This is a genomic window from Burkholderia latens, assembly GCF_001718795.1.
In the GTDB taxonomy this organism is placed as follows: domain Bacteria; phylum Pseudomonadota; class Gammaproteobacteria; order Burkholderiales; family Burkholderiaceae; genus Burkholderia; species Burkholderia latens_A.
Genome location: NZ_CP013435.1, coordinates 1,353,422 through 1,374,782, shown reverse-complemented (window position 1 = coordinate 1,374,782; position 21,361 = coordinate 1,353,422). Strand labels below are relative to the sequence as shown.

General features: G+C 64.9%; 17 protein-coding genes. 2 read left to right on the top strand and 15 right to left on the bottom strand.

Annotation, left to right across the window (positions count from 1 at the left end):
* Positions 1-3: 3 nt before the first annotated feature.
* Entirely contained in the window at positions 4-1,518 is a 1,515-nt protein-coding gene (gene ppx, locus WK25_RS06540; protein WP_059543640.1) for an exopolyphosphatase, read from the bottom strand.
* Between the two features lie 281 nt (positions 1,519-1,799).
* Between ppx and ppk1 the strand changes: the two genes are divergently transcribed.
* Positions 1,800-3,863 carry a polyphosphate kinase 1 gene (ppk1, locus tag WK25_RS06535; protein WP_040143915.1) on the top strand — a complete coding sequence of 688 codons (2,064 nt, stop codon included), beginning with the start codon at positions 1,800-1,802 and terminating at the stop codon, positions 3,861-3,863.
* Between the two features lie 111 nt (positions 3,864-3,974).
* Here the strand turns inward: ppk1 and phoR are convergent, their stop codons facing one another.
* The 11 genes from phoR to WK25_RS06480 form a co-directional block, all read right to left on the bottom strand.
* Positions 3,975-5,294, bottom strand: a complete 1,320-nt coding sequence (gene phoR, locus WK25_RS06530) for a phosphate regulon sensor histidine kinase PhoR (protein ID WP_069241256.1) — start codon at positions 5,292-5,294, stop codon at positions 3,975-3,977.
* Positions 5,295-5,352: 58 nt separating this feature from the next.
* Positions 5,353-6,054, bottom strand: coding sequence for a phosphate regulon transcriptional regulator PhoB (gene phoB, locus WK25_RS06525; RefSeq protein ID WP_006750313.1), 702 nt, complete (start codon positions 6,052-6,054; stop codon positions 5,353-5,355).
* 31 nt (positions 6,055-6,085) lie between these two features.
* Positions 6,086-6,790 (bottom strand): phosphate signaling complex protein PhoU, encoded by a 705-nt coding sequence (gene phoU / locus WK25_RS06520; RefSeq protein WP_059543642.1) that lies wholly within the window; start codon positions 6,788-6,790, stop codon positions 6,086-6,088.
* Positions 6,791-6,808: 18 nt separating this feature from the next.
* A complete protein-coding gene (gene pstB / locus WK25_RS06515) occupies positions 6,809-7,657 on the bottom strand; it encodes a phosphate ABC transporter ATP-binding protein PstB (protein WP_040143912.1) in 849 nt (282 codons plus the stop codon).
* A gap of 15 nt (positions 7,658-7,672) precedes the next feature.
* The gene (gene pstA / locus WK25_RS06510) at positions 7,673-8,566 is read right to left on the bottom strand and encodes a phosphate ABC transporter permease PstA (protein WP_040143911.1); all 894 of its coding nucleotides are present in this window, start codon (positions 8,564-8,566) and stop codon (positions 7,673-7,675) included.
* A complete protein-coding gene (gene pstC, locus WK25_RS06505) occupies positions 8,563-9,549 on the bottom strand; it encodes a phosphate ABC transporter permease PstC (RefSeq protein ID WP_040143910.1) in 987 nt (328 codons plus the stop codon). Before pstC ends, pstA begins: the two co-directional genes overlap by 4 nt.
* 94 nt (positions 9,550-9,643) lie before the next feature.
* The gene (gene pstS / locus WK25_RS06500) at positions 9,644-10,678 is read right to left on the bottom strand and encodes a phosphate ABC transporter substrate-binding protein PstS (protein WP_040143909.1); all 1,035 of its coding nucleotides are present in this window, start codon (positions 10,676-10,678) and stop codon (positions 9,644-9,646) included.
* A 455-nt stretch (positions 10,679-11,133) separates the two neighbouring features.
* Positions 11,134-12,489, bottom strand: a complete 1,356-nt coding sequence (gene glmM, locus WK25_RS06495; protein WP_059543646.1) for a phosphoglucosamine mutase — start codon at positions 12,487-12,489, stop codon at positions 11,134-11,136.
* 33 nt (positions 12,490-12,522) lie between these two features.
* The gene (folP, locus tag WK25_RS06490) at positions 12,523-13,464 is read right to left on the bottom strand and encodes a dihydropteroate synthase (protein WP_069241255.1); all 942 of its coding nucleotides are present in this window, start codon (positions 13,462-13,464) and stop codon (positions 12,523-12,525) included.
* A 28-nt stretch (positions 13,465-13,492) separates the two neighbouring features.
* Positions 13,493-15,388, bottom strand: coding sequence for an ATP-dependent zinc metalloprotease FtsH (gene ftsH / locus WK25_RS06485; RefSeq protein ID WP_040143906.1), 1,896 nt, complete (start codon positions 15,386-15,388; stop codon positions 13,493-13,495).
* Between the two features lie 166 nt (positions 15,389-15,554).
* The gene (locus WK25_RS06480; RefSeq protein ID WP_069241254.1) at positions 15,555-16,217 is read right to left on the bottom strand and encodes an RlmE family RNA methyltransferase; all 663 of its coding nucleotides are present in this window, start codon (positions 16,215-16,217) and stop codon (positions 15,555-15,557) included.
* 194 nt (positions 16,218-16,411) lie between these two features.
* Between WK25_RS06480 and WK25_RS06475 the strand changes: the two genes are divergently transcribed.
* Complete coding sequence (locus tag WK25_RS06475; protein WP_059543650.1) at positions 16,412-16,939, top strand: YhbY family RNA-binding protein; 528 nt, start codon at positions 16,412-16,414, stop codon at positions 16,937-16,939.
* A 68-nt stretch (positions 16,940-17,007) separates the two neighbouring features.
* Here the strand turns inward: WK25_RS06475 and WK25_RS06470 are convergent, their stop codons facing one another.
* The 3 genes from WK25_RS06470 to carB all read right to left on the bottom strand — a co-directional run bounded on the left by WK25_RS06470 (position 17,008) and on the right by carB (position 21,330).
* Positions 17,008-17,466: a DUF4149 domain-containing protein gene (locus WK25_RS06470; protein WP_040143903.1), complete on the bottom strand. Its 459-nt coding sequence runs from the start codon at positions 17,464-17,466 to the stop codon at positions 17,008-17,010.
* A gap of 14 nt (positions 17,467-17,480) precedes the next feature.
* Positions 17,481-17,957 carry a transcription elongation factor GreA gene (gene greA / locus WK25_RS06465; RefSeq protein WP_006476345.1) on the bottom strand — a complete coding sequence of 159 codons (477 nt, stop codon included), beginning with the start codon at positions 17,955-17,957 and terminating at the stop codon, positions 17,481-17,483.
* Between the two features lie 118 nt (positions 17,958-18,075).
* A complete protein-coding gene (gene carB / locus WK25_RS06460; RefSeq protein ID WP_059543653.1) occupies positions 18,076-21,330 on the bottom strand; it encodes a carbamoyl-phosphate synthase large subunit in 3,255 nt (1,084 codons plus the stop codon).
* Between the last annotated feature and the right edge of the window lie 31 nt (positions 21,331-21,361).

The following is a 21,361-nucleotide window of genomic DNA, read 5'->3' as shown; positions in this document are numbered from 1 at the left end:
GCGTCATGCGCCGGTATAAACCACGCGATATGGAATGCCGACCTTCTCCCACTCGGCCGCTTCCTGGCTGAGGCTGTAGTCGGTCAGCGGATTCTGCTCGACCCACGCGCTCGGCAGACGCACTTCATATCCGCCCTTCTTCATCTGCGACACGGAAATGTCCGGCAGCCCCGCGTCGGTCCGGCGCCGGCACAGCAGCGCCGCGAGCCGCAGGCAGAACAGGAGCGGCCATTCGACGTCGCGCGCCTGCGACAGCTTGCCGAGCTTGCCCGCATGACCGAGCACGAGCGCGGCCAGGCGCGCCTGGTCCGTGCGCGAGAAACCCGGCATGTCGGCATTGCTCGCGATATACGCGGAATGCTTGTGATACGAGCTGTGCGAAATGGACAAGCCGATCTCATGCAATGCGGCAGCCCAGCCAAGGAACATCCTGCCTTCCTCGCGCTCCTCCTCGTCGGACTCGTCGAGCTCGTCGTAGAACCGCACCGCGAGCGCACCGATACGCTCGGCTTGCGCGCGATCGACGCCGTAGCGGCGCGTGAAACCCTCGACCGTCACCGCGCGCATGTCCTCGTGCTGCGTCCGCCCGAGCAGATCGTACAGCACGCCGAGACGCAGCGCGCCGTCGGTCGTGTCGACATAGTCGACGCCGAGCTCCTCGAATACGGCGAGCATGATCGCCAGGCCACCGGCCAGCACCGGCACGCGATCGGGCTTCAGCGCGATCAGCTTCAGCCGGTTCACGTTCTCGGCCTTGATCAGCGCGCGCTTCAGGCGCTCGAGGCCGCCACGCGAAATGCCGTGCGTGATGCCCGCATCGTTGAAGCCGTTCGCCTCGACGAGCTCCGCGAGCGCGCGCGCGGTGCCGGACGACCCGATCGCCTGGTCCCAGCCCGCCTTCTTGTACTCGCTGGAAATGATCTGGATCTCGCGCTTGGCCGCGAGTTCGGCCTGCCGCATCGTGTACTCGTCGACGTTGCCGGCCGGGAAAAACGCACGGCTATGGCTGACGCAGCCGATGTAGAGGCTCTCCATCACGATCGGCGTGTAATGCGCACCGATGATGAATTCGGTCGAGCCGCCGCCGATGTCGACGACGAGCCGCTTGCCGGCACTCGCCGGCACCGAATGCGCGGCGCCCGCATAGATCAGGCGCGCTTCTTCGCGGCCGGCGATCACTTCGATCGGGAAACCGAGTGCCGCTTCGGCCTCGCCGAGAAATTCCCCCGCATTCTTCGCGACACGCAGCGTATTGGTCGCAACCGCGCGCACGTGATCGGGGTGGAAATCGCGCAGGCGCTCGCCAAACCGCTTCAGCGCTTCCCAGCCACGCTCCTGCGACGCGCGATCGAGCATTTTGTCGCTCGACAGGCCGGCGGCCAGCCGAACGGGTTCGCGCAGCGCATCGACGGGATAGATCTGGCTGCCCGCCGGCGTTTCCTCGACGCGCCCGACGATCAGCCGGAAGCTGTTCGAGCCGAGATCGACGGCAGCCAGCAAGTGGGGGGATGTAACCATCAGAAGGAGGCTCCGTGCGCATTCGCCCACGGCGGCCGATCGGGCACCGCCGGACGATCTGTCAAAGGCGACATTTTAAGCGTGGAACGCTTGCGATTGCCACGCTTCACGGGCATGTACCCGAGTAGTTTGTATATGGCCGAAACATATTTATGAGACAAATCGGTTCCGGCGTAGAATTTCCCGATATAAATAGATCATTGTCATCAGCACGTCATCGCACCGTGAGAGTTTCCGAGCGTCCTTTCGAATCATCGCCTGAATTACCGCCTACTCTGCCGATGTCCGCCCGTTATCCGCTTCTCAATCGTGAACTCGGCATCCTCGGTTTCAACGAGCGCGTGCTTGCCCAGGCCGCTGACCCGCAAATCCCGCTACTCGAACGCCTGCGCTTCATCTGCATCACGAGCAGCAACCTCGACGAATTCTTCGAAGTTCGGATGGCGGGCCTTCAGGAACAGATCCGCGACAATCCCGGCGCGCTGACGCCCGACGGCATGTCGCTGCAGCACGCTTACGATCTCGTCGTCGAACGCGCGCAGCGGCTCGTGCACCGCCAGTACACAATGCTGCATGAAACCGTGCTGCCGGCGCTCGAGCAGGAAGGCATCTACTTCCACGCGAGCGACTCGTGGAACGACGAGCAGCTCGAATGGGCGCGCCGCTATTTCCTCGACGAGCTGCTGCCGGTGCTGACGCCGATCGGCCTCGACCCCGCGCACCCGTTCCCGCGCGTGCTGAACAAGAGCCTGAACTTTGTCGTCGAGCTCGAAGGTCGGGACGCGTTCGGCCGCCAGGCGGTGATGGGCATCGTGCAGGCGCCGCGCGCGCTACCGCGCGTCGTGCGCATGCCGCAGGCGCTGTCGGGCTTCGAGCACGGCTTCGTGCTGCTCAGCTCGTTCATGCAGCGCTTCGTCGGCGAGCTGTTCCCGCAGCTCGTCGTGAAGAGCTGCAACCAGTTCCGCATCACGCGCAACAGCGAACTCTTCGTCGATGAAGACGAAATCACGAACCTGCGTGTCGCACTGCAGGGCGAACTGCCGGCGCGCCACCTCGGCAACGCGGTGCGGCTCGAAGTGTCGGCCGACACGCCGCAGCACATCGTGCGGCGGCTTCTCGACGAAAGCCTGCTCGACGACAAGGACTGCTATCGCGTCGCAGGGTCCGTGAATCTCGTGCGGCTGATGCAGATTCCCGATCTCGTCGATCGGCCCGATCTGAAGTTCGCGCCGTTCGTCGCGTCGATTCCGCCCGCGATCGCGGGGGCACCGACGATGTTCGACGCGATCGACGACGGCGACATCCTGCTGCACCACCCGTACGAGAGCTTCCAGCCGGTGCTCGAACTGCTGCAGCAGGCCGCGAAGGATCCGAGCGTCGTCGCGATCAAGCAGACGATCTACCGCACCGGCACCGATTCGCCGCTGATGGACGCGCTGATGGAAGCCGCGCGCAACGGCAAAGAAGTGACCGTCGTCGTCGAGCTGCTCGCACGCTTCGACGAGGAAACCAACATCAACTGGGCGTCCCAGCTGGAGGCGGTAGGCGCGCACGTCGTGTACGGCGTGGTCGGTCACAAGTGCCACGCGAAGATGATGCTGATCGTGCGGCGCGTCGTACACGAGGGCAAGGCGGTGCTGCGGCGCTACGTGCACCTCGGCACCGGCAACTATCATCCGCGCACCGCCCGGCTCTACACCGACTTCGGATTGATGACGGCCGACCAGAAGATCTGCGAAGACGTCCACCACGTGTTCCAGCAGCTGACGGGGATCGGCGGCGAGCTCACGCTGCACGAGCTGTGGCAGTCGCCGTTCACGCTGCATCCGCGCATCATCGAATCGATCAACGCGGAGATCGACAATGCACGCGCCGGCAAGCGCGCGCGCATCGTCGCGAAGATGAACGCGCTGCTCGAGCCGTCGGTGATCGCCGCGTTGTACGAAGCATCGCAGGCCGGCGTGAAGGTCGACCTGATCGTGCGCGGCGTGTGCGCGCTCAAGCCCGGCGTGCCAGGCCTGTCGGAGAACATCACGGTGCGCTCGATCGTCGGGCGCTTCCTCGAACATCACCGCATCTACTATTTCCATGCGGGCGGCGCCGAGGACGTCTATCTGTCGAGCGCCGACTGGATGGACCGCAACCTGTTCCGCCGCGTCGAAGTCGCGTTCCCGATCCGCGAGCGCAAGCTGAAGCGCCGCGTGATCGCCGAAGGGCTGTCGGTCTGCCTCGGCGACAACCAGTCGGCATGGCAGATGCACAGCGACGGCCACTACCGCCGGCGCCGCACGGGCAAGACGGTCCGCAACGCGCAGCTCGGGCTGCTTGCGAAATTCTGTTCGTAACGGGCCGCGCGCACGTATCGCGCGCGGCACGGAAAGCAAAAAGCACAGCCCGCGGGCTGTGCTTTTTCGTTTCAGGGCAAGCGCCGCAGCGCGCCACTCATGTTGCGATGCTCACGCTTCGAACGCGGCCGGCCGGATCGCGATGACCCGCGACGCCGGAAAACGTGCGGTGAACGTGCTGCCGCGCCCTTCTTCGCTCTGCACGTACAGGTGCGAGTCGTGCCGCTGCAGCACATGCTTGACGATCGCGAGGCCGAGCCCGGTGCCGCCCGTATCGCGCGAACGGCTGCGGTCGACGCGGTAGAACCGCTCGGTCAGCCGCGGCAGATCGGCCGCAGGAATGCCGAAACCGCTGTCGGTGACGGAAAACACGCCCTGCCCGCCCTCACGCCGCCACGAGACGACGATCTTGCCGCCGTCCGGCGTATAGCGAATCGCGTTGGTGACAAGATTCGCGAACGCGCTGAACACTTCGGTTTGCGCGCCGGTCACGCCGAGCGTCTCGTCGATCGCGAATGTGATCTTGTGATGCCCGTTCGACAGCGTCTGCGCATCCTCCTTCAGATGGTCGAACACGGCGCGCATGTCGACAGCGTGATCCATCGGCGGCTTGCTTTCGCCCTCGAGCTTCGCGAGCACGAGCAGGTCGGTGACGATGTGACGCATCCGCGATGCCTGCTGCTCCATCATGTCGAGATAGCGCGCGCGGTCTTCATCGTTCAGCGGCAGCTCGCGCATCGTCTCGAGAAAGCCCGACAGCACGGTCAGCGGCGTCTTCAGTTCATGCGAAACGTTCGCGACGAAGTCGCGCCGCATCGCGTCGGTCCGCTCGAGCTCGGTGATGTCCTGCGTGAGCAGCAGTTTGCGGTTCTCGCCGTACGGGAACACCTGCACTTCGAGCACGTTCTGCCGCGAATCGCCCATCCCGCGCATCACGAGCGTCTCTTCGTAATGCTGCGCATTCAGGTAGCGGACGAACTCCGGATGACGCACGAGATTCGTGATGTGTTGGCGCAGGTCGCGCTTTGCATCGAGGCCGAAGTGCACCTCGGCGATCGCGTTGCACCATTCGATCTGGTCATGATCGTCGAGCATCGCGACACCGTTCGGCGACGCCTGGATCGCCTGGATGAAGCGCGAATGCTGCTGCTCGACCTGACGCACCTGCGCGTGCCACTGTTTCGCGAGCTTGTGCAGCCGGTAATAGATCTCGCCCCAGATGCCCGGCGCGCTCGGCACCTCGCCGTACACCGGTGCATCGAGCAGACGCCAAAGACGTTGCGTATGAAAGGTACTGAAGAAGCCCTGCGCGACCAGCATCACGACCGCGAACCCGAGGGCCGCGGGCGGGCCGGCGAACACGCCGACCAATACGCTGATCAGCACGAGCAGCACGAGCGACACGAGAAAGCGCGCCCAGATGATGTTCATGATTCAGCGCCCGAAAGTTTGAACGGCATGCCGTGGCACACGGCATATCCGGATACGTTTACGCGTGCTTCGCGAGCCGGTAGCCGCTGCCGCGCACGGTCTCGATCATCGCATCGCAGCCGGCCGGTTTCAAGGCCGCGCGCAATCGTTTGATGTGCACGTCCACGGTGCGCTCTTCGACGAACACGTGATCGCCCCACACCTGGTCGAGCAGTTGCGTGCGACTGTGCACGCGCTCCGGATGCGTCATGAAGAAATGCAGCAGGCGGAACTCGGTGGGGCCGAGATCGAGCTTGATCTCGCTGCCGTCGCCGTGCGCGGCGACGCGGTGCGTAGCCGGATCGAGGCGCAGCCCGTTGATCGACACGACGTCCTCGGTCAGCTGCGGCGCGCGGCGGCGCAGCACCGCCTTGATGCGGGCCATCAGCTCCTTCGGCGAGAACGGCTTCGTCACGTAGTCGTCCGCGCCGATCTCGAGGCCGAGCACCTTGTCCTGCTCGTCGCCGCGGGCGGTCAGCATGATGATCGGGATGTGTTTGGTCCGTTCGTTGTTGCGCAGGTCGCGCGCGAACGCAATACCGGACTTGCCCGGCAGCATCCAGTCGAGCAGCACGAGATCGGGCAGCACATCGCTGATCAGGTTCTGCGCCTGCTCCGCGTTGTACGCGCGGATCGGGCAGTGGCCGGCATGCTGGAGATTCACCGAGATCAGTTCGGAAATCGCGGGCTCATCTTCAACGACGAGAATGTTGCTGGGCATCGGCACCTCTGTTCTTCCTGTACGGAGTCGATTAACTGTTGGCTTCGCGATCGAGCGTGTCGCGCGGCTGATGCCGCACGTCGGTGCCCTTCACGATGTAGATGATGAATTCGGCGATGTTCTTCGCGTGGTCGCCGATCCGCTCGATTGCCTTCGCGATGAACAGGTACTCGAGGCCGACCGAGATCGTGCGCGGGTCTTCCTGCATGTACGACACGAGCTTGCGCACGAACGCGCGGAATTCCTGGTCGATTTCCTTGTCGTCCTTGACGATCTGCGCGGCCGCAACCGTATCAAGGCGCGCGAACGCGTCGAGCGCGCGACGCAGGATCGTCACGGCCATCTCGCCCGACACCTTGATCTCCGCGATATTGACCGCGCGTGCGGCCGGCTCGTCGATCAGGCGGCGCACGCGCTTCGCGATCTTCTCCGCTTCGTCGCCGGCGCGCTCGAGGTTCGTAATCGTTTTCGAAATCGACATCAGAAGACGCAGGTCGCGCGCGGCCGGCTGCCTCCGCGCGATGATGTTGCCGCACTCCTGGTCGATCTCGACTTCCATCGCGTTCAGCGTTTCCTCGGCCGCGATCACCTTCTCGGCCGTCTCGCGGTCGAATTCGTTCAGCGCGTGCATTGCGCCGACGATCTGCGACTCGACCAGCCCGCCCATTTCCAGCACTTTCGACGACACGGCGTTCAGGTCCGCATCGAACTGGCTCGACAGATGTTTATCCGACATGACTGTTGTTCTCCGTCATCAGCCGAAGCGGCCGGTGATGTAGTCTTCCGTTTCCTTGCGCACCGGCTTGATGAAGATCTTTTCGGTTTCGCCGAATTCGATCAGCTCGCCCAGGTACATGTAGGCCGTGAAGTCCGAGCAGCGCGCGGCCTGCTGCATGTTGTGCGTGACGATCACGACCGTGTAGTCGCTCTTCAGCTCCGCGATCAGCTCTTCGATGCGGCCCGTAGAGATCGGGTCGAGCGCGGAGCACGGTTCGTCGAGCAGCAGCACTTCAGGTCGGATCGCGATGCCGCGTGCGATGCACAGACGCTGCTGCTGGCCGCCTGACAGCCCGTAGCCGCTCTGGTTCAGCTTGTCCTTCACTTCGTTCCACAGTGCGGCCTTCGTCAGCGCCCATTCGACGCGATCGTCCATTTCCGAGCGCGTGAGCTTCTCGAACATCTTCACGCCGAACGCGATGTTGTCGTAGATCGACATCGGGAACGGGGTCGGCTTCTGGAACACCATGCCGATCCGCGCACGCAGCAGCGAGATGTCGCGCTTGGTGGTCAACAGGTTCTCGCCGTCCATCAGGATTTCGCCTTCGGCGCGCTGCTCCGGATAGAGCGCGAACATCTTGTTGAACGTGCGCAGCAGCGTCGACTTGCCGCAGCCCGACGGGCCGATGAACGCCGTCACCTTCCCTTCGGGAATGCGCAGGTTGATGTTCTTCAGCGCGTGAAACTTGTTGTAGAAGAAGTTGAGGTTGTTGACCTCGATCTTCGCGTTCAGCGGCGCCAGCGGACGGCCGTTTGCCGCGTCTTGCGTGCCGGCGGGCGCGACGGTGCGCTCGACGGGATTCAGGTGGCTTTCTGCCATATTCATCGGATTGCTCCGCCGTTACTTTTTCGAGAAGATCGAGCGCGCCAGGATGTTCAGTCCGAGCACCCCGAGCGTGATCAGGAACACGCCCGCCCATGCGAGCGACTGCCATTCGGCGAACGGGCTCATCGCGAACTTGTAGATCGTCACGGGCAGGTTCGCCATCGGCTGGCTCATGTCCCACGAGAAGAACTGGTTCGACAGCGCCGTGAACAGCAGCGGCGCCGTTTCGCCGGCAATCCGCGCGACCGCGAGCAGCACGCCCGTCACGATGCCGCCGACCGACGCGCGCAGCGTGATCTTCAGCACCATGCGCCACTTCGGCGTGCCCAGCGCGACCGCCGCTTCACGCAGCGCGTTCGGCACGAGCTTCAGCATGTTCTCGGTCGTGCGAATCACGATCGGGATCTGCAGCAGCGCGAGCGCAATGACGCCGGCCCAGCCCGAGAAGCGCCCCGACTTCGCGACGACGATCGCGTACACGAACAGGCCGATGACGATCGAAGGCGCCGACAGCAGGATGTCGTTGATGAAGCGGATCGTGCTCGCGAGCAGGTTCTTCTGGCCGTATTCGGCGAGATAGACGCCCGCGAGGATGCCGATCGGCGTGCCGACCAGCGTGCCGAAGCCGCACAGCAGCAGGCTGCCGACGATCGCGTTCGCGAGACCGCCGCCTTCCGTGTTCGGCGCGGGCGTCGATTCGGTGAACAGCTGCACCGACAGGCCGCCTACGCCGAGATGCACGGTCGTGTACAGGATCCACACGAGCCACAGCAGGCCGAATGCCATTGCGGCGAGCGACGCGGTCAGCGCGATCGCGTTGGTCACCTTGCGCTTGCGCTGCAGCCGGTTGCGCATCGCGTCGAGCGCGGCGCCGTTCGGCCCCGGGAAATTCATGACGGGCTCGCTCATTTCTTGCCCTCTCCCTTCTCGAGACGAAGCAGCAACAGTTTGGAGATCGACAGCACGATGAACGTGATCACGAACAGGATCAGGCCCAGCTCCATCAGCGCGGACGTATGCAGGCCCGGCTGCGCTTCCGCGAATTCGTTCGCGAGCGCCGAAGTGATGCTGTTGCCGGGCGCGAACAGCGACACGCTGTCGAGCAGGTTCGTGTTGCCGATCACGAACGTCACGGCCATCGTCTCGCCAAGCGCGCGGCCGAGGCCGAGCATCACGCCGCCGATCACGCCGGTCTTCGTATAGGGCAACACGACCTTCCACATCACTTCCCACGTCGTGCAGCCGATTCCGTACGCCGACTCCTTCAACAGCACGGGCGTGACTTCGAACACGTCGCGCATCACCGATGCGATGTACGGGATGATCATGATCGCGAGGATCACGCCGGCGGCGAGAATGCCGATGCCGATCGGCGCGCCGGACGTCAGCGGACCGATGACCCACACATCCTTGAAGATGCGGCCGATCGGCTTCTGGAAGTATTCGGCGAAAATCGGCGCGAACACGAGCAGGCCCCACATGCCGTACACGATCGACGGAATCGCGGCGAGCAGCTCGATCGCGATGCCGAGCGGGCGGCGCAGCCACACGGGCGACAGTTCGGTGAGAAACAGCGCGATGCCGAAGCTGACGGGCACTGCGATCACGAGCGCGATCAGCGACGTGACGATCGTGCCGTAGATCGGCACGAGCGCGCCGTAGATGTCCGAGTTGGGATCCCACTCGGATTGCCACAGGAAGCCGAGGCCGAACTTCTGGATCGTCGGCATCGACGCAATGATCAGGGAAACGATGATCCCGCCCAGCAGCAGCAGGGTCACGATCGCGGCGAGCCGCGCGAGGCCGCCAAAGAGGACGTCGCCGAGGCGGCCCGGCGCGCGTTGCGACGCGGCGCCGGCGGACCGGGATGACGTATAGGAAATTTCAGACATGGGTGCCTGTCTTGGATCGCCGGGCGCCGTAACGCCCCGCCTTACCGCACACACTGCCCGGCCGGCACGGCCGGGCAGCGAACCGCACTACTGCTTACTCGGCGGCCACCGGCTTGCCCGATGCGTCCGTCACCTTCGTCTTCCACTGCTTGCGGATTTCCGTCTCGACCGACGCCGGCAGCGAGATGTAGTCGAGGCTGTCGGCTGCCTTTTCGCCGTTCTTGAACGCCCAGCTGAAGAACTTCAGCGTTTCCGCGCCCTGCTCCGGCTTGTCCTGCTTCGCGTGCAGCAGCACGAACGTCGCACCGACGACCGGCCATGCTTCCTTGCCCGGCTGGTTCGTCAGGATCTGGTAGAACGACTTCGACCAGTTCGCGCCTGCAGCAGCGGCCTTGAACGTTTCGGTCTTCGGCTCGACCACCGTGCCCGACGAATTCTTCAGCGCCGTGTAGACCATGTTGTTCTTCTTCGCGTACGCCCATTCGACGTAGCCGATCGCGCCCGGCAGGCGCTGCACGAAGGCCGCGACGCCGTCGTTGCCCTTGCCGCCCGTGCCCGTCGGCCAGTTGACCGTCGTGCCTTCGCCGATCTTCGACTTCCACTCGTCGTTGACCTTCGACAGGTAGTTCGTCCAGATGAAGCTCGTGCCCGAACCGTCGGCGCGGCGAACGACCGCGATGTCCGTATCCGGCAGCTTGACCTTCGGGTTCAGCGCGGCGATCGCCGGGTCGTTCCACTTCTTGATCTTGCCGAGGTAGATGTCGCCGAGCACCGGGCCCGACAGCGTCAGTTCGCCGGCCTTCACGCCCGGCACGTTGACGACCGGCACCACGCCGCCGACCACCGTCGGAAACTGGAACAGGCCTTCCTTCGCGAGTTCGTCGTCCTTCAGCGGAGCGTCCGAACCGGCAAAATCGACCGTCTTCGCGACGATCTGCTTCAGGCCGCCCGACGAACCGATACCCTGGTAGTTCACCTTCGCGCCGCCGGACTGCTGGTAGTCGGCAGCCCATTTCGTATAGATCGGCATCGCGAACGTGCTGCCTGCGCCCGTGATGTCGGCAGCTTGCGCGGCGACTGCGAAAAGCGCGCCAGCCAGGCCGGCAATCGCGGTTTGCATCAATTTCATGAGACCTCCAGTGTGTGAGCGGATGACTACGGCACCGCGAAGGTTAGGGGCTGCTCATGACGATAATGTGACAATCGATGAAACTGGCGTGACAGTAACATGACTGGTTGAAAGGGTATATCCGGCCTCGTGCGGACCGCCGCGCGGCCACGTCAGGCGGGAATGACCGGCAAGAATTGCCGGTCGGACGATGCATCCGCCGCACGCGCGGGCGACCGGACGGAACGTATGCAGATGGCAGTTTGCGGGATACCCGCTTGGTGGGGGAATCGGGATCGGCCGCCGCCGGAGGCATCGTTGCCATGGACGAATTTCCACGCCGAACTGCTCCCCAATTGTGCGCGCAAACCTTTGCGTATGAACAATGACGGCGCCCGCAGGCGCCGTCATCTTGATGCGGCGGACGGCCGGCGCGCACGCGGCGGGATCGACGCGCGGGCCGCCTGTCGTGCCGGTCAGGCCGTCGCCACGCGCACCGCTTCGGCAATCGCTTCCGCATGGCGGGTCGCGTCGGCCGCATGCTGCGCCTCGACCATCACGCGCAGCACCGGCTCGGTGCCCGACGCACGGATCAGCACGCGGCCACGGTCGGCGAGCGCGCTTTCGGCTGCGGCGATCGCCGCGCGAATCGACGCATCGCCCTTCCAGTCGGCGCCCGGCTTCATCCGCACGTTGATCAGCTTCTGCGGGAACAGCGTGACGCCGTCGAGCATCTGCGCGAGCGTGCGGCCGCTGCGTTTGAGCGCGGCGAGCACGAGCAGCGCCGACACGATGCCGTCGCCGGTCGAATGGCGGTCGAGCGACAGGATGTGCCCCGACCCTTCCGCGCCGAGCTGCCAGCCGCGCTCGCGCAGCTGTTCGAGCACGTAGCGGTCGCCGACTGCCGCCCGCACGAATTGCACGCCCTCGCGCTGCAGCGCGACTTCGACCGCGAGGTTCGTCATCAGCGTGCCGACAGCACCGTCGACCTTGCCGTCGGTCGCGATCCGGTCCTTCACGAGCACATAGAGCAGCTCGTCGCCGTTGAACAGCCGGCCGGTCGAATCGACGACCTGCAGGCGATCCGCGTCGCCGTCGAGCGCGATGCCCAGATCCGCATGGTTCGCACGCACCGCGCGCATCAACGCATCCGGCGCCGTCGCGCCGACGCCGTCGTTGATGTTGAAGCCGTTCGGCGCGACGCCGATCGGGATCACGTCCGCGCCAAGCTCGTGGAACACGTGCGGCGCGATCTGGTATGCGGCGCCATGCGCGCAGTCGATCACGAGCTTCAGGCCGCGCAGGTCGTACGCGGCCGGGAACGTGCTCTTGCAGAACTCGATGTAGCGGCCGGCCGCGTCGTCGAGGCGGCGGGCCTTGCCGAGTCGGTCCGACGACGCGCATTCGAGCGGCTTGTCGAGCCATGCTTCGATCTCGGCCTCGGTATCGTCAGGCAGCTTGTTGCCGTCGGCGGAGAAGAACTTGATCCCGTTGTCCTGATACGGGTTGTGCGATGCGCTGATCACGACACCAGCCGACAGACGCAGCGCGCGTGTCAGGTACGCGACGCCCGGCGTCGGCATCGGGCCGGCGAGCATCACGTCGACGCCTGCCGCCGAGAAGCCGGCTTCGAGCGCGGCCTCGAGCATGTAGCCGGACACGCGCGTGTCCTTGCCGATCAGCACCGTCGGTCGCGCACCCGGCGCGACGTCGGCGGAGCCGGCCAGTACCTTGCCGGCTGCATAGCCGAGACGCAACACGAAATCAGGCGTGATGGGCGCGTCGCCCACCGTGCCGCGAATGCCGTCCGTGCCGAAATATCGACGTCCCATGGCGAACCTTCCTCCTTCGTCTTTCTGACTTGCTTATCGTTGCCGCGCGGCTTCGCGCACGGCATTCCATACTTTCAGCGCATCGACCGTCGCCGCGACGTCGTGCACACGCACGATCGCGGCGCCCCGCTCGACCGCGCACAGCGCGGCCGCCACGCTCGCGGCGACGCGCTCCAACGGCGGCTTGCCGCCGATCACCGCGCCAAGCATCGACTTGCGCGACATGCCCGCAAGAATCGGATAAGCGCGCCCGTCCGGTCGCACGGGCGCCGTATCCGGCAGCGCGGCCAGCAGCGCGTAATTGTCGTCGACCACCGCCTTGCCGAATCCGAAGCCCGGATCGACGCAAATCCGCTCCGGCGCGACGCCCGCGTCGCACAGCGCCTGCGCACGCGCCGCGAGGAAATCGCGCACGTCGGTTACGACGTCGCCGTAGTCGGGTTCGCCGACCTGCATCGTCTGCGGCTCGCCGAGCATGTGCATCGCGCACAGCCCGCTGTTGCCGTCGCGCACGGCGTCGATCGCGCCCGGCTGACGGAACCCCCAGATGTCGTTGATCAGATCCGCGCCCGCGGCGAGCGCTGCGCGCATCACCGCCGGCTTGTACGTGTCGATCGACAGCGGCACGTTCAGCGGCCGCAGCGCTTCGACGAGCGGAATCACGCGCGCGAGTTCTTCGTCGAGCGGCACGGGCGGCCCACCGGGGCGCGTCGATTCGCCACCGATGTCGATCAGGTCGACGCCTTCGGCAATCATGCGCTCCGCCTGGCGCAGCGCATCGTCGCGCGCGAGGAAGCGGCCGCCATCGGAAAACGAATCGGGCGTTGCGTTGAGGATGCCCATTACGAGCGGGCGTTCGAACGTCAGCGAAAAGCGGCCGCACTGCAGCGGCGCGGGAATGTACGCGGGAACAGCGGAATTGGACACGGGCGGGAGGCGTTGATGAATGCAAAACGGGCCGGTGTGAAGCCACACCAGCCCGTGAACGGTACTACAGCGGAGGTCAGGCCGGCGAAGCGGGCGCCGGCGCGTTGCCGGGCTTCACTTCGGCGGTCGTGCCGCCGCCCGACGAATCGCCGCCGATGGCCGGCGAGCTCTTCGGCGAACGCGGCGGACGCCCTTCCATGATGTCGTTGATCTGATCGGCGTCGATCGTCTCCCACTCCATCAGCGCGGCCGTCATTGCTTCGACCTTGTCGCGGTTCTCTTCGAGCAGTCGGCGTGCAAGGTTGTACTGTTCGTCGAGCACGCGGCGGATCTCGCCGTCGACCTTCTGCTGCGTCGCTTCCGAAATCGTGCGCGTGAAGCCGCGGCCGAACGGACCGTTGTCGCTCTCGTCGTCGACGTAGACCATCGGCCCGAGCGCGTCGGTCATGCCGAAGCGCGCCACCATCGCGCGCGCCGTCTGCGTCGCCTTGTTGAAGTCGTCCGACGCGCCGGTGCTGATCAGGTTCAGGAACAGCTCCTCGGCCACGCGGCCGCCGAACAGGATCGCCAGGCGGTCGAGCAGATAGTCCTTCGAATACGTCTCGTTGTCATGCTCCGGCAACTGCCACGTGACGCCCAGCGCGCGACCGCGCGGGATGATCGTGACCTTGTGCACCGGGTCGGCCTTCGGCAGCAGCTTCGCGATCACCGCGTGGCCCGACTCGTGGTAAGCCGTCGCGCGCTTCGCTTCCTCGCGAATGACTGCCGACTTGCGCTCCGGACCCATGAAGATCTTGTCCTTCGCGTCCTCGAAATCCTGCATCTCGACGATGCGCTTGCCGCGGCGGGCGGCGAACAGCGCCGCTTCGTTCACGAGGTTCGCGAGATCGGCGCCCGAGAAGCCCGGCGTGCCGCGTGCGATGACCGCTGCGTCGACGTCGTTCGCGATCGGCACCTTGCGCAGGTGCACGCGCATGATCTGCTCGCGGCCGCGAATGTCCGGCAGGCCGACGTAGACCTGGCGGTCGAAACGGCCCGGACGCAGCAGCGCTTTGTCGAGCACGTCGGAACGGTTGGTCGCGGCGATCACGATCACGCCCGAGTTCGCTTCGAAGCCGTCCATTTCGACGAGCATCTGGTTCAGCGTCTGCTCGCGCTCGTCGTTGCCGCCACCCATGCCGGCGCCGCGATGGCGGCCGACCGCGTCGATTTCGTCGATGAACACGATGCACGGCGCGTGCTTCTTCGCCTGCTCGAACATGTCGCGCACACGGGCCGCACCGACACCGACGAACATTTCGACGAAGTCCGAACCCGAGATGCTGAAGAACGGCACCTTCGCTTCACCGGCGATCGCGCGGGCGAGCAGCGTCTTGCCGGTACCCGGCGGGCCGACGAGCAGCACGCCGCGCGGAATGCGACCGCCCAGCTTCTGGAATTTCTGCGGGTCGCGCAGGAAGTCGACGAGCTCGGATACCTCTTCCTTCGCTTCGTCGCAGCCGGCGACGTCGGAGAAGTTGACCGCGTTGTTGTTCTCGTCGATCAGCCGCGCGCGCGACTTCCCGAACGAGAATGCGCCGCCTTTGCCGCCTCCCTGCATCTGCCGCATCATGTAGAACCAGAACACGATGATCAGAATCGTCGGCCCCAGGTAGTACAGCGCGGACATCAGCGCGTTCGGCTCGTCATCGGCCTTGCCGCTGACCTGCACGCCGTACTTCATCAGATCGCCGACCATCCAGATGTCGCCCGGCGACACGATCTGGTATTTCTGGCCATCAGCCGGAGTGACGGTGAGGTTGCGCCCCTGCACGACGACGTTCTTGACCTTGCCGTTCTTGGCGTCGTCCATGAACTGCGAATAGGACACACCTTCCTGGACGCGGGGCTTGTCGAACTGCTTGAACACCGTAAACAGCACCAGTGCGATCACCAGCCACACTGCTGCCTTCGAAAACATATTGTTGTTCAAAGCACCACTCCTTCACTCGTAGACGAGCGCCTACATTTTCCTTGCGGCGCTCCTCGGTCATTCTAATCCAGTCCGACCACCCCTGCCATAAGCATTGACAACCGCCGCGATAGCGCTTCGCTTGTCTGGCAAGGGCCGGAGCCCGTTTGCGGCATCCGGCTCCGCGTCACCGCGGATGCTTGAGTTGCCGCCCCAAGATGAACGTTTCGGACGATTTGTCGCGGGACGCCTTGGGCTTGCGTGGTGCGACGACCTTAAACTGCTGTTTGAACTTTTCGACGATCTGGCTGTAGCCGCTGCCATGGAAGCACTTCACCAGCAGCGCGCCGTCCGGTTTCAGGTGATTCTGCGCGAACTCGAGCGCCAGATCGCAGATGTGCTCGATGCGCGCGGCGTCTGCCGACGCCACCCCGGACAGGTTGGGGGCCATGTCGGAAATAACAAGGTCCACCGGGCGCCCTTCCAGCACTTCCTCCAGCTGGTGCAGCACGTCGTCCTCGCGGAAGTCGCCCTGCAGGAAGTTGACGTCGGCGATCGGCTCCATCGGCAGGATGTCGAGCGCGATGATCGTGCCGTCGATGCCGCCTTCGCGCTGCGTGTCGCGCTTCTTGCCCTGCGCGAGCTTGTTGCGGGCATACTGGCTCCAGCTGCCGGGAGCCGCGCCGAGATCGACGATCACCTGGCCCGGACGGATCAGCTTGTCCTGCTCGTCGATTTCCTTCAGCTTGTACGCGGCACGCGCGCGATAGCCCTCCCGCTGCGCCATTTTGACGTACGGGTCGTTGATGTGATCGTGCAGCCAGTGCTGGTTAAAGCGGTTTTTTGCCATTCGAGAGAGAGATTGCTGCTATTTGCTTCGTGAAGCCGTGCTTTTGGCGGATAATACGCGTCTTCTTCGCGCGGCTGCGGCCCCTTTTGAGACCCAAGCCGCGATTTTACGTGGTTTCGGCGCGCGGCTGACGCGGTAACTTCCCGCGATTCGCTTCTGATGCAGCGCGCCCTTATTTAGATTTCGACATTTCCATGCCCGCCCTTTCGCTTTCCCCCGCCGAGCGCTCCGCGCTGCGTTCCCAGGCCCATGCGCTCAAGCCCGTCGTGCTGATCGGCGCCGAAGGGCTGACCGACGCCGTGCTCAAGGAAATCAAGGTGCACCTCGCCGCGCACCAGTTGATCAAGATCCGCGTGTTCGGCGACGAACGCGACGAGCGCGTCGCGATTTACGACGAGATCTGCGACCGCCTCAACGCGGCGCCGATCCAGCACATCGGCAAGCTGCTGGTGATCTGGAAGCCCGAGGCGCCTGCGGCGGCCCCGGCCCGCGGCCGTCGCGCCGGCGCGCTGCCGAGCGCGGCCGAAGCCGCCGACGACCGCAAAGGTCGTGCACCGCGCACGGTGAAGGTCATCAAGGTATCGCCGAACGCAAGCCCCGTGCGCCGCCCGAAGCCGACCAAGGTCGTCGTGCGCGGCAACGAGCGCGTAACCGCGGGCGGCACCGTCAAGCGGGCGAAAAAGCGTCAGGCCAGCACGAAGCGGCCGCATCAGGACAAGTAAGGCCGCCGGCGCGGCACGGGACGCCCCGGGCCGCGCGACGCTGCCGCCACGCAGGCCGCACCGCCCATTCAGGCGTCGCGTGCCGGCAGGCGCCAGATCAGCATCAGCCCCAGCACGCTCTCGACGAGGTAGAACACGCTCGAGACGCCGTGCAGCATCCCGAAGCGGCTCGCATACGGCGAGTTCGCGATATCGGTGCCCGCTTCCATCGCGGCCACCCGCAACGCGTTCATGAACGGCTGCAGCGCAAAATACCCGACCAGCACGCACGCGACCATCGCCGCGACGATCCAGCGCACGCGCCGGTAGTCGCCGCTGCCGCGCCGCACCTGCTGATTCGACAGCGCGAGCAGCAGCACGCCGCACACCACACCGAGGATCGCCTCGATGCGAAACAGCTGGGCGGCGACCGAACCGGCCGTCATCCGCTCCAGCGTCTTGAACAGCACGGGCGCGACCGCATACCCGATCGTCAGCAGGCTGCCGACCCATACGGCCGACAGCAGACGGAACACGCGATGCGGCATCACGTCGCCCCGCTTCAGATGTAGCTGACCGAGATGATTTCGTATTCGCGCACGCCGCTCGGCGCCTGCACGGCCGCGACGTCGCCTTCGGACTTGCCGATCAGCGCGCGCGCGATCGGCGAGCTGACCGAAATCAGGCCGTGATCGATGTCGGCTTCGTCGTCGCCGACGATCTGGTACTTGACGGTGTCGCCCGACTCGAGATCCTCGAGTTCGACCGTCGCGGCGAACACCACGCGGCCATCCGCGTCGAGCACGGTCGGATCGATGATTTGCGCGGCGGACAGCTTCGATTCGAGCTCCGCGATACGGCCCTCGATAAAGCCCTGCTTTTCTTTCGCTGCGTCGTATTCGGCGTTTTCGGACAGATCGCCCTGTGCGCGGGCCTCCGCGATCGCGTTGATCACGGCCGGCCGCTCGACGGACTTGAGGCGCTGCAATTCATCGCGCAGTTGTTCTGCGCCACGCTTTGTCAACGGAATGGTGCTCATAAACGGCTCAATCGCTAAAAACGGCTATAAAAAAAATCACCGCGATTAAGCGCATTTCCGGCGGACCGGAAACACCGCTTAACCGCGGCACGTGTTGCTTCGACAGGTAACTGACTGCTTAGTTTAGGCGAGCGTGAAGACCTTGTAAATCATAGACTTCCAGATCCTTCAGATAGCGCAGGCCTTCGACGGCCGCACGCGCGCCCGACATCGTCGTGTAGTACGTGACCTTGTGCGCCTGCGCGCTCATCCGGATCGAGCGCGAATCGGCGATCGCCTGGCGCGTCTCGTCAACCGTCGTGAACACGAGCGCGATCTCGCCGTTCTTGATCATGTCGACGATGTGCGGACGGCCGTCCTTCACCTTGTTCACGACCTTCACCGGCACGCCGGCCGCTTCGATCGCGGCAGCCGTGCCCTTGGTCGCGACGATCGGGTAGCCGAGGTCGTGCAGCATGCGCGCGACTTCGACCGCCTTCGGCTTGTCGGCGTCCATCACCGTCAGCAGCACCGTGCCCGATTCGGGCAGACGCGAACCGGCCGCGAGCTGCGACTTGAACAGCGCTTCGCCGAACGTGCGGCCGACGCCCATCACTTCGCCGGTCGAACGCATTTCAGGCCCGAGGACCGGATCGACGGTCGGGAACTTGACGAACGGGAACACCGCTTCCTTCACGCTGAAGTACGGCGGCTCCACTTCCTTCGTCACGCCCTGCTGCGCGAGCTTCTGGCCGACCATCGCGCGCGCCGCGATCTTCGCGAGCGGCAGGCTGGTCGCCTTCGATACGTACGGCACCGTACGCGATGCACGCGGGTTCACCTCGAGCACGTAGATGATGTCCTGCTTCGAGCCGTCCGGCTGCGGAACCTGCTGGATCGCGAACTGCACGTTCATCAGGCCGACCACGTTCAGCGCCTTCGCCATCGCACCCGTCTGACGCTTCAGCTCGGCCACGGTTTCCTTCGACAGCGAGTACGGCGGCAGCGAGCATGCCGAGTCGCCCGAGTGGACGCCCGCCTGCTCGATGTGCTCCATCACGCCGCCGATGAACACCGCGTCGCCGTCGCAGATGCAGTCGACGTCGCACTCGATCGCGTCGTTCAGGAAGCGGTCGAGCAGCACCGGCGAATCGTTCGACACCTTCACGGCCTCGCGCATGTAGCGTTCGAGGTCGCGCGGCTCGTGGACGATTTCCATCGCGCGGCCGCCCAGCACGTACGACGGGCGCACGACGAGCGGATAGCCGATTTCGGCCGCCAGCGCGAGCGCTTCGTCTTCGGTGCGCGCGGTGCGGTTCGGCGGCTGGCGCAGGCCGAGGTCCTGCAGCAGCTTCTGGAAGCGTTCGCGGTCTTCCGCCGCGTCGATCATGTCCGGCGACGTACCGATGATCGGCACGCCGTGCGCCTCGAGATCGAGCGCGAGCTTCAGCGGCGTCTGGCCGCCGTACTGGACGATGACGCCGACCGGCTTTTCCTTGTCGACGATTTCGAGCACGTCTTCGAGCGTCAGCGGCTCGAAGTACAGGCGATCGGACGTGTCGTAGTCGGTCGACACCGTTTCCGGGTTGCAGTTGACCATGATCGTCTCATAGCCGTCCTCGCGCATCGCAAGCGCGGCATGCACGCAGCAGTAGTCGAACTCGATACCCTGACCGATCCGGTTCGGGCCGCCGCCGAGCACCATGATCTTCTTGTTCGTGGTCGGCTGCGCCTCGCACTCTTCCTCGTAGGTCGAGTACATGTACGCCGTCTTCGTCGCGAACTCGGCCGCGCAGGTGTCGACGCGCTTGTAGACCGGGCGCACGTTAAGCTCCACGCGACGCTTGCGGACGTCTTCCGGCGTCGCGCCGAGCAGCTTCGCGAGGCGGCGGTCCGAGAAGCCGCTCTGCTTCAGGAAGCGCAGTTCGTCGAACGTCAGCGACGCGAGCGTGCGACCCGACAGCGCCTTTTCCTTCAGGATGATCTGCTCGATCTGCGCGAGGAACCACGGATCGATCGCGGTTTCCGCGAAGATCTCTTCGGCCGTCATGCCGATGCGGAATGCATCGCCGACGTACCAGATGCGGTCCGGGCCCGGCTCGTGGATCTCGATCGCGATCTCGTCGCGGTCGGTGGACTTCTCGTCGAGGCCGTCGACGCCGACTTCGAGGCCGCGCAGCGCCTTCTGGAACGACTCCTGGAACGTGCGGCCGATCGCCATCACTTCGCCGACCGACTTCATCTGCGTGGTCAGGCGCGAATCGGCTTCACGGAATTTCTCGAATGCGAAACGCGGAATCTTCGTGACGACGTAGTCGATCGTCGGCTCGAACGAGGCCGGCGTCTGGCCGCCGGTGATTTCGTTCTTCAGCTCGTCGAGCGTGTAGCCGACCGCCAGCTTCGCCGCGACCTTCGCGATCGGGAAGCCGGTCGCCTTCGACGCGAGCGCCGACGAACGCGACACGCGCGGGTTCATTTCGATGACGACCATGCGGCCGTCCTTCGGGTTGATCGAGAACTGCACGTTCGAGCCGCCGGTGTCGACGCCGATCTCGCGCAGCACCGCGAGCGATGCGTTGCGCAGGATCTGGTATTCCTTGTCGGTCAGCGTCTGCGCCGGAGCGACGGTGATCGAGTCGCCGGTGTGCACGCCCATCGGGTCCAGGTTTTCGATCGAGCACACGATGATGCAGTTGTCGGCGCGGTCGCGCACGACTTCCATCTCGTATTCCTTCCAGCCGAGCAGCGATTCCTCGATCAGCAGTTCGCGCGTCGGCGACAGGTCGAGGCCGCGCTTGCAGATCTCCTCGAACTCCTCGCGGTTGTACGCGATGCCGCCGCCCGAGCCGCCAAGCGTGAACGACGGACGGATCACGACCGGATAGCCGCTGCCGCCGGTGGCCGCCATGATCTCGGCGTGCACCTTCGTCGCTTCTTCCATCGAGTGCGCAATGCCCGACTTCGCGGAGCCGAGACCGATCTTGGTCATCGCGTCCTTGAACTTCTGGCGGTCTTCCGCCTTGTCGATCGCTTCCGGCGACGCGCCGATCAGTTCGACGCCGAACTTCTCGAGCACGCCGTGGTGGTGCAGGTCGAGCGCGCAGTTCAGCGCGGTCTGGCCGCCCATCGTCGGCAGGATCGCGTCGGGGCGCTCCTTCTCGATGATGCGCGCGACGACTTCCCACGTGATCGGCTCGATGTACGTGACGTCGGCCGTATTCGGGTCGGTCATGATCGTCGCCGGGTTGCTGTTCACGAGGATGACCTTGTAGCCCTCTTCACGCAGCGCCTTGCAAGCCTGCGCGCCCGAATAGTCGAACTCGCAAGCCTGGCCGATGATGATCGGGCCGGCGCCGATGATGAGGATGCTATTGATGTCTGTGCGTTTTGGCATGGCTTGTGAATTCAGTAAGTAATCTTTGTCG

Bases quoted from the DNA above. Each gene is read 5' to 3' on its own strand.
- pstB (WP_040143912.1), bottom strand. From the start codon at position 7,657: ATGAATATGGCAGAAAGCCACCTGAATCCCGTCGAGCGCACCGTCGCG.
- ppx (WP_059543640.1), bottom strand. From the start codon at position 1,518: ATGGTTACATCCCCCCACTTGCTGGCTGCCGTCGATCTCGGCTCGAAC.
- pstC (WP_040143910.1), bottom strand. From the start codon at position 9,549: ATGTCTGAAATTTCCTATACGTCATCCCGGTCCGCCGGCGCCGCGTCG.
- WK25_RS06480 (WP_069241254.1), bottom strand. From the start codon at position 16,217: ATGGCAAAAAACCGCTTTAACCAGCACTGGCTGCACGATCACATCAAC.
- pstA (WP_040143911.1), bottom strand. From the start codon at position 8,566: ATGAGCGAGCCCGTCATGAATTTCCCGGGGCCGAACGGCGCCGCGCTC.
- glmM (WP_059543646.1), bottom strand. From the start codon at position 12,489: ATGGGACGTCGATATTTCGGCACGGACGGCATTCGCGGCACGGTGGGC.
- WK25_RS06475 (WP_059543650.1), top strand. From the start codon at position 16,412: ATGCCCGCCCTTTCGCTTTCCCCCGCCGAGCGCTCCGCGCTGCGTTCC.
- phoB (WP_006750313.1), bottom strand. From the start codon at position 6,054: ATGCCCAGCAACATTCTCGTCGTTGAAGATGAGCCCGCGATTTCCGAA.
- ppk1 (WP_040143915.1), top strand. From the start codon at position 1,800: ATGTCCGCCCGTTATCCGCTTCTCAATCGTGAACTCGGCATCCTCGGT.
- phoR (WP_069241256.1), bottom strand. From the start codon at position 5,294: ATGAACATCATCTGGGCGCGCTTTCTCGTGTCGCTCGTGCTGCTCGTG.
- phoU (WP_059543642.1), bottom strand. From the start codon at position 6,790: ATGTCGGATAAACATCTGTCGAGCCAGTTCGATGCGGACCTGAACGCC.
- WK25_RS06470 (WP_040143903.1), bottom strand. From the start codon at position 17,466: ATGCCGCATCGCGTGTTCCGTCTGCTGTCGGCCGTATGGGTCGGCAGC.
- pstS (WP_040143909.1), bottom strand. From the start codon at position 10,678: ATGAAATTGATGCAAACCGCGATTGCCGGCCTGGCTGGCGCGCTTTTC.
- greA (WP_006476345.1), bottom strand. From the start codon at position 17,957: ATGAGCACCATTCCGTTGACAAAGCGTGGCGCAGAACAACTGCGCGAT.
- carB (WP_059543653.1), bottom strand. From the start codon at position 21,330: ATGCCAAAACGCACAGACATCAATAGCATCCTCATCATCGGCGCCGGC.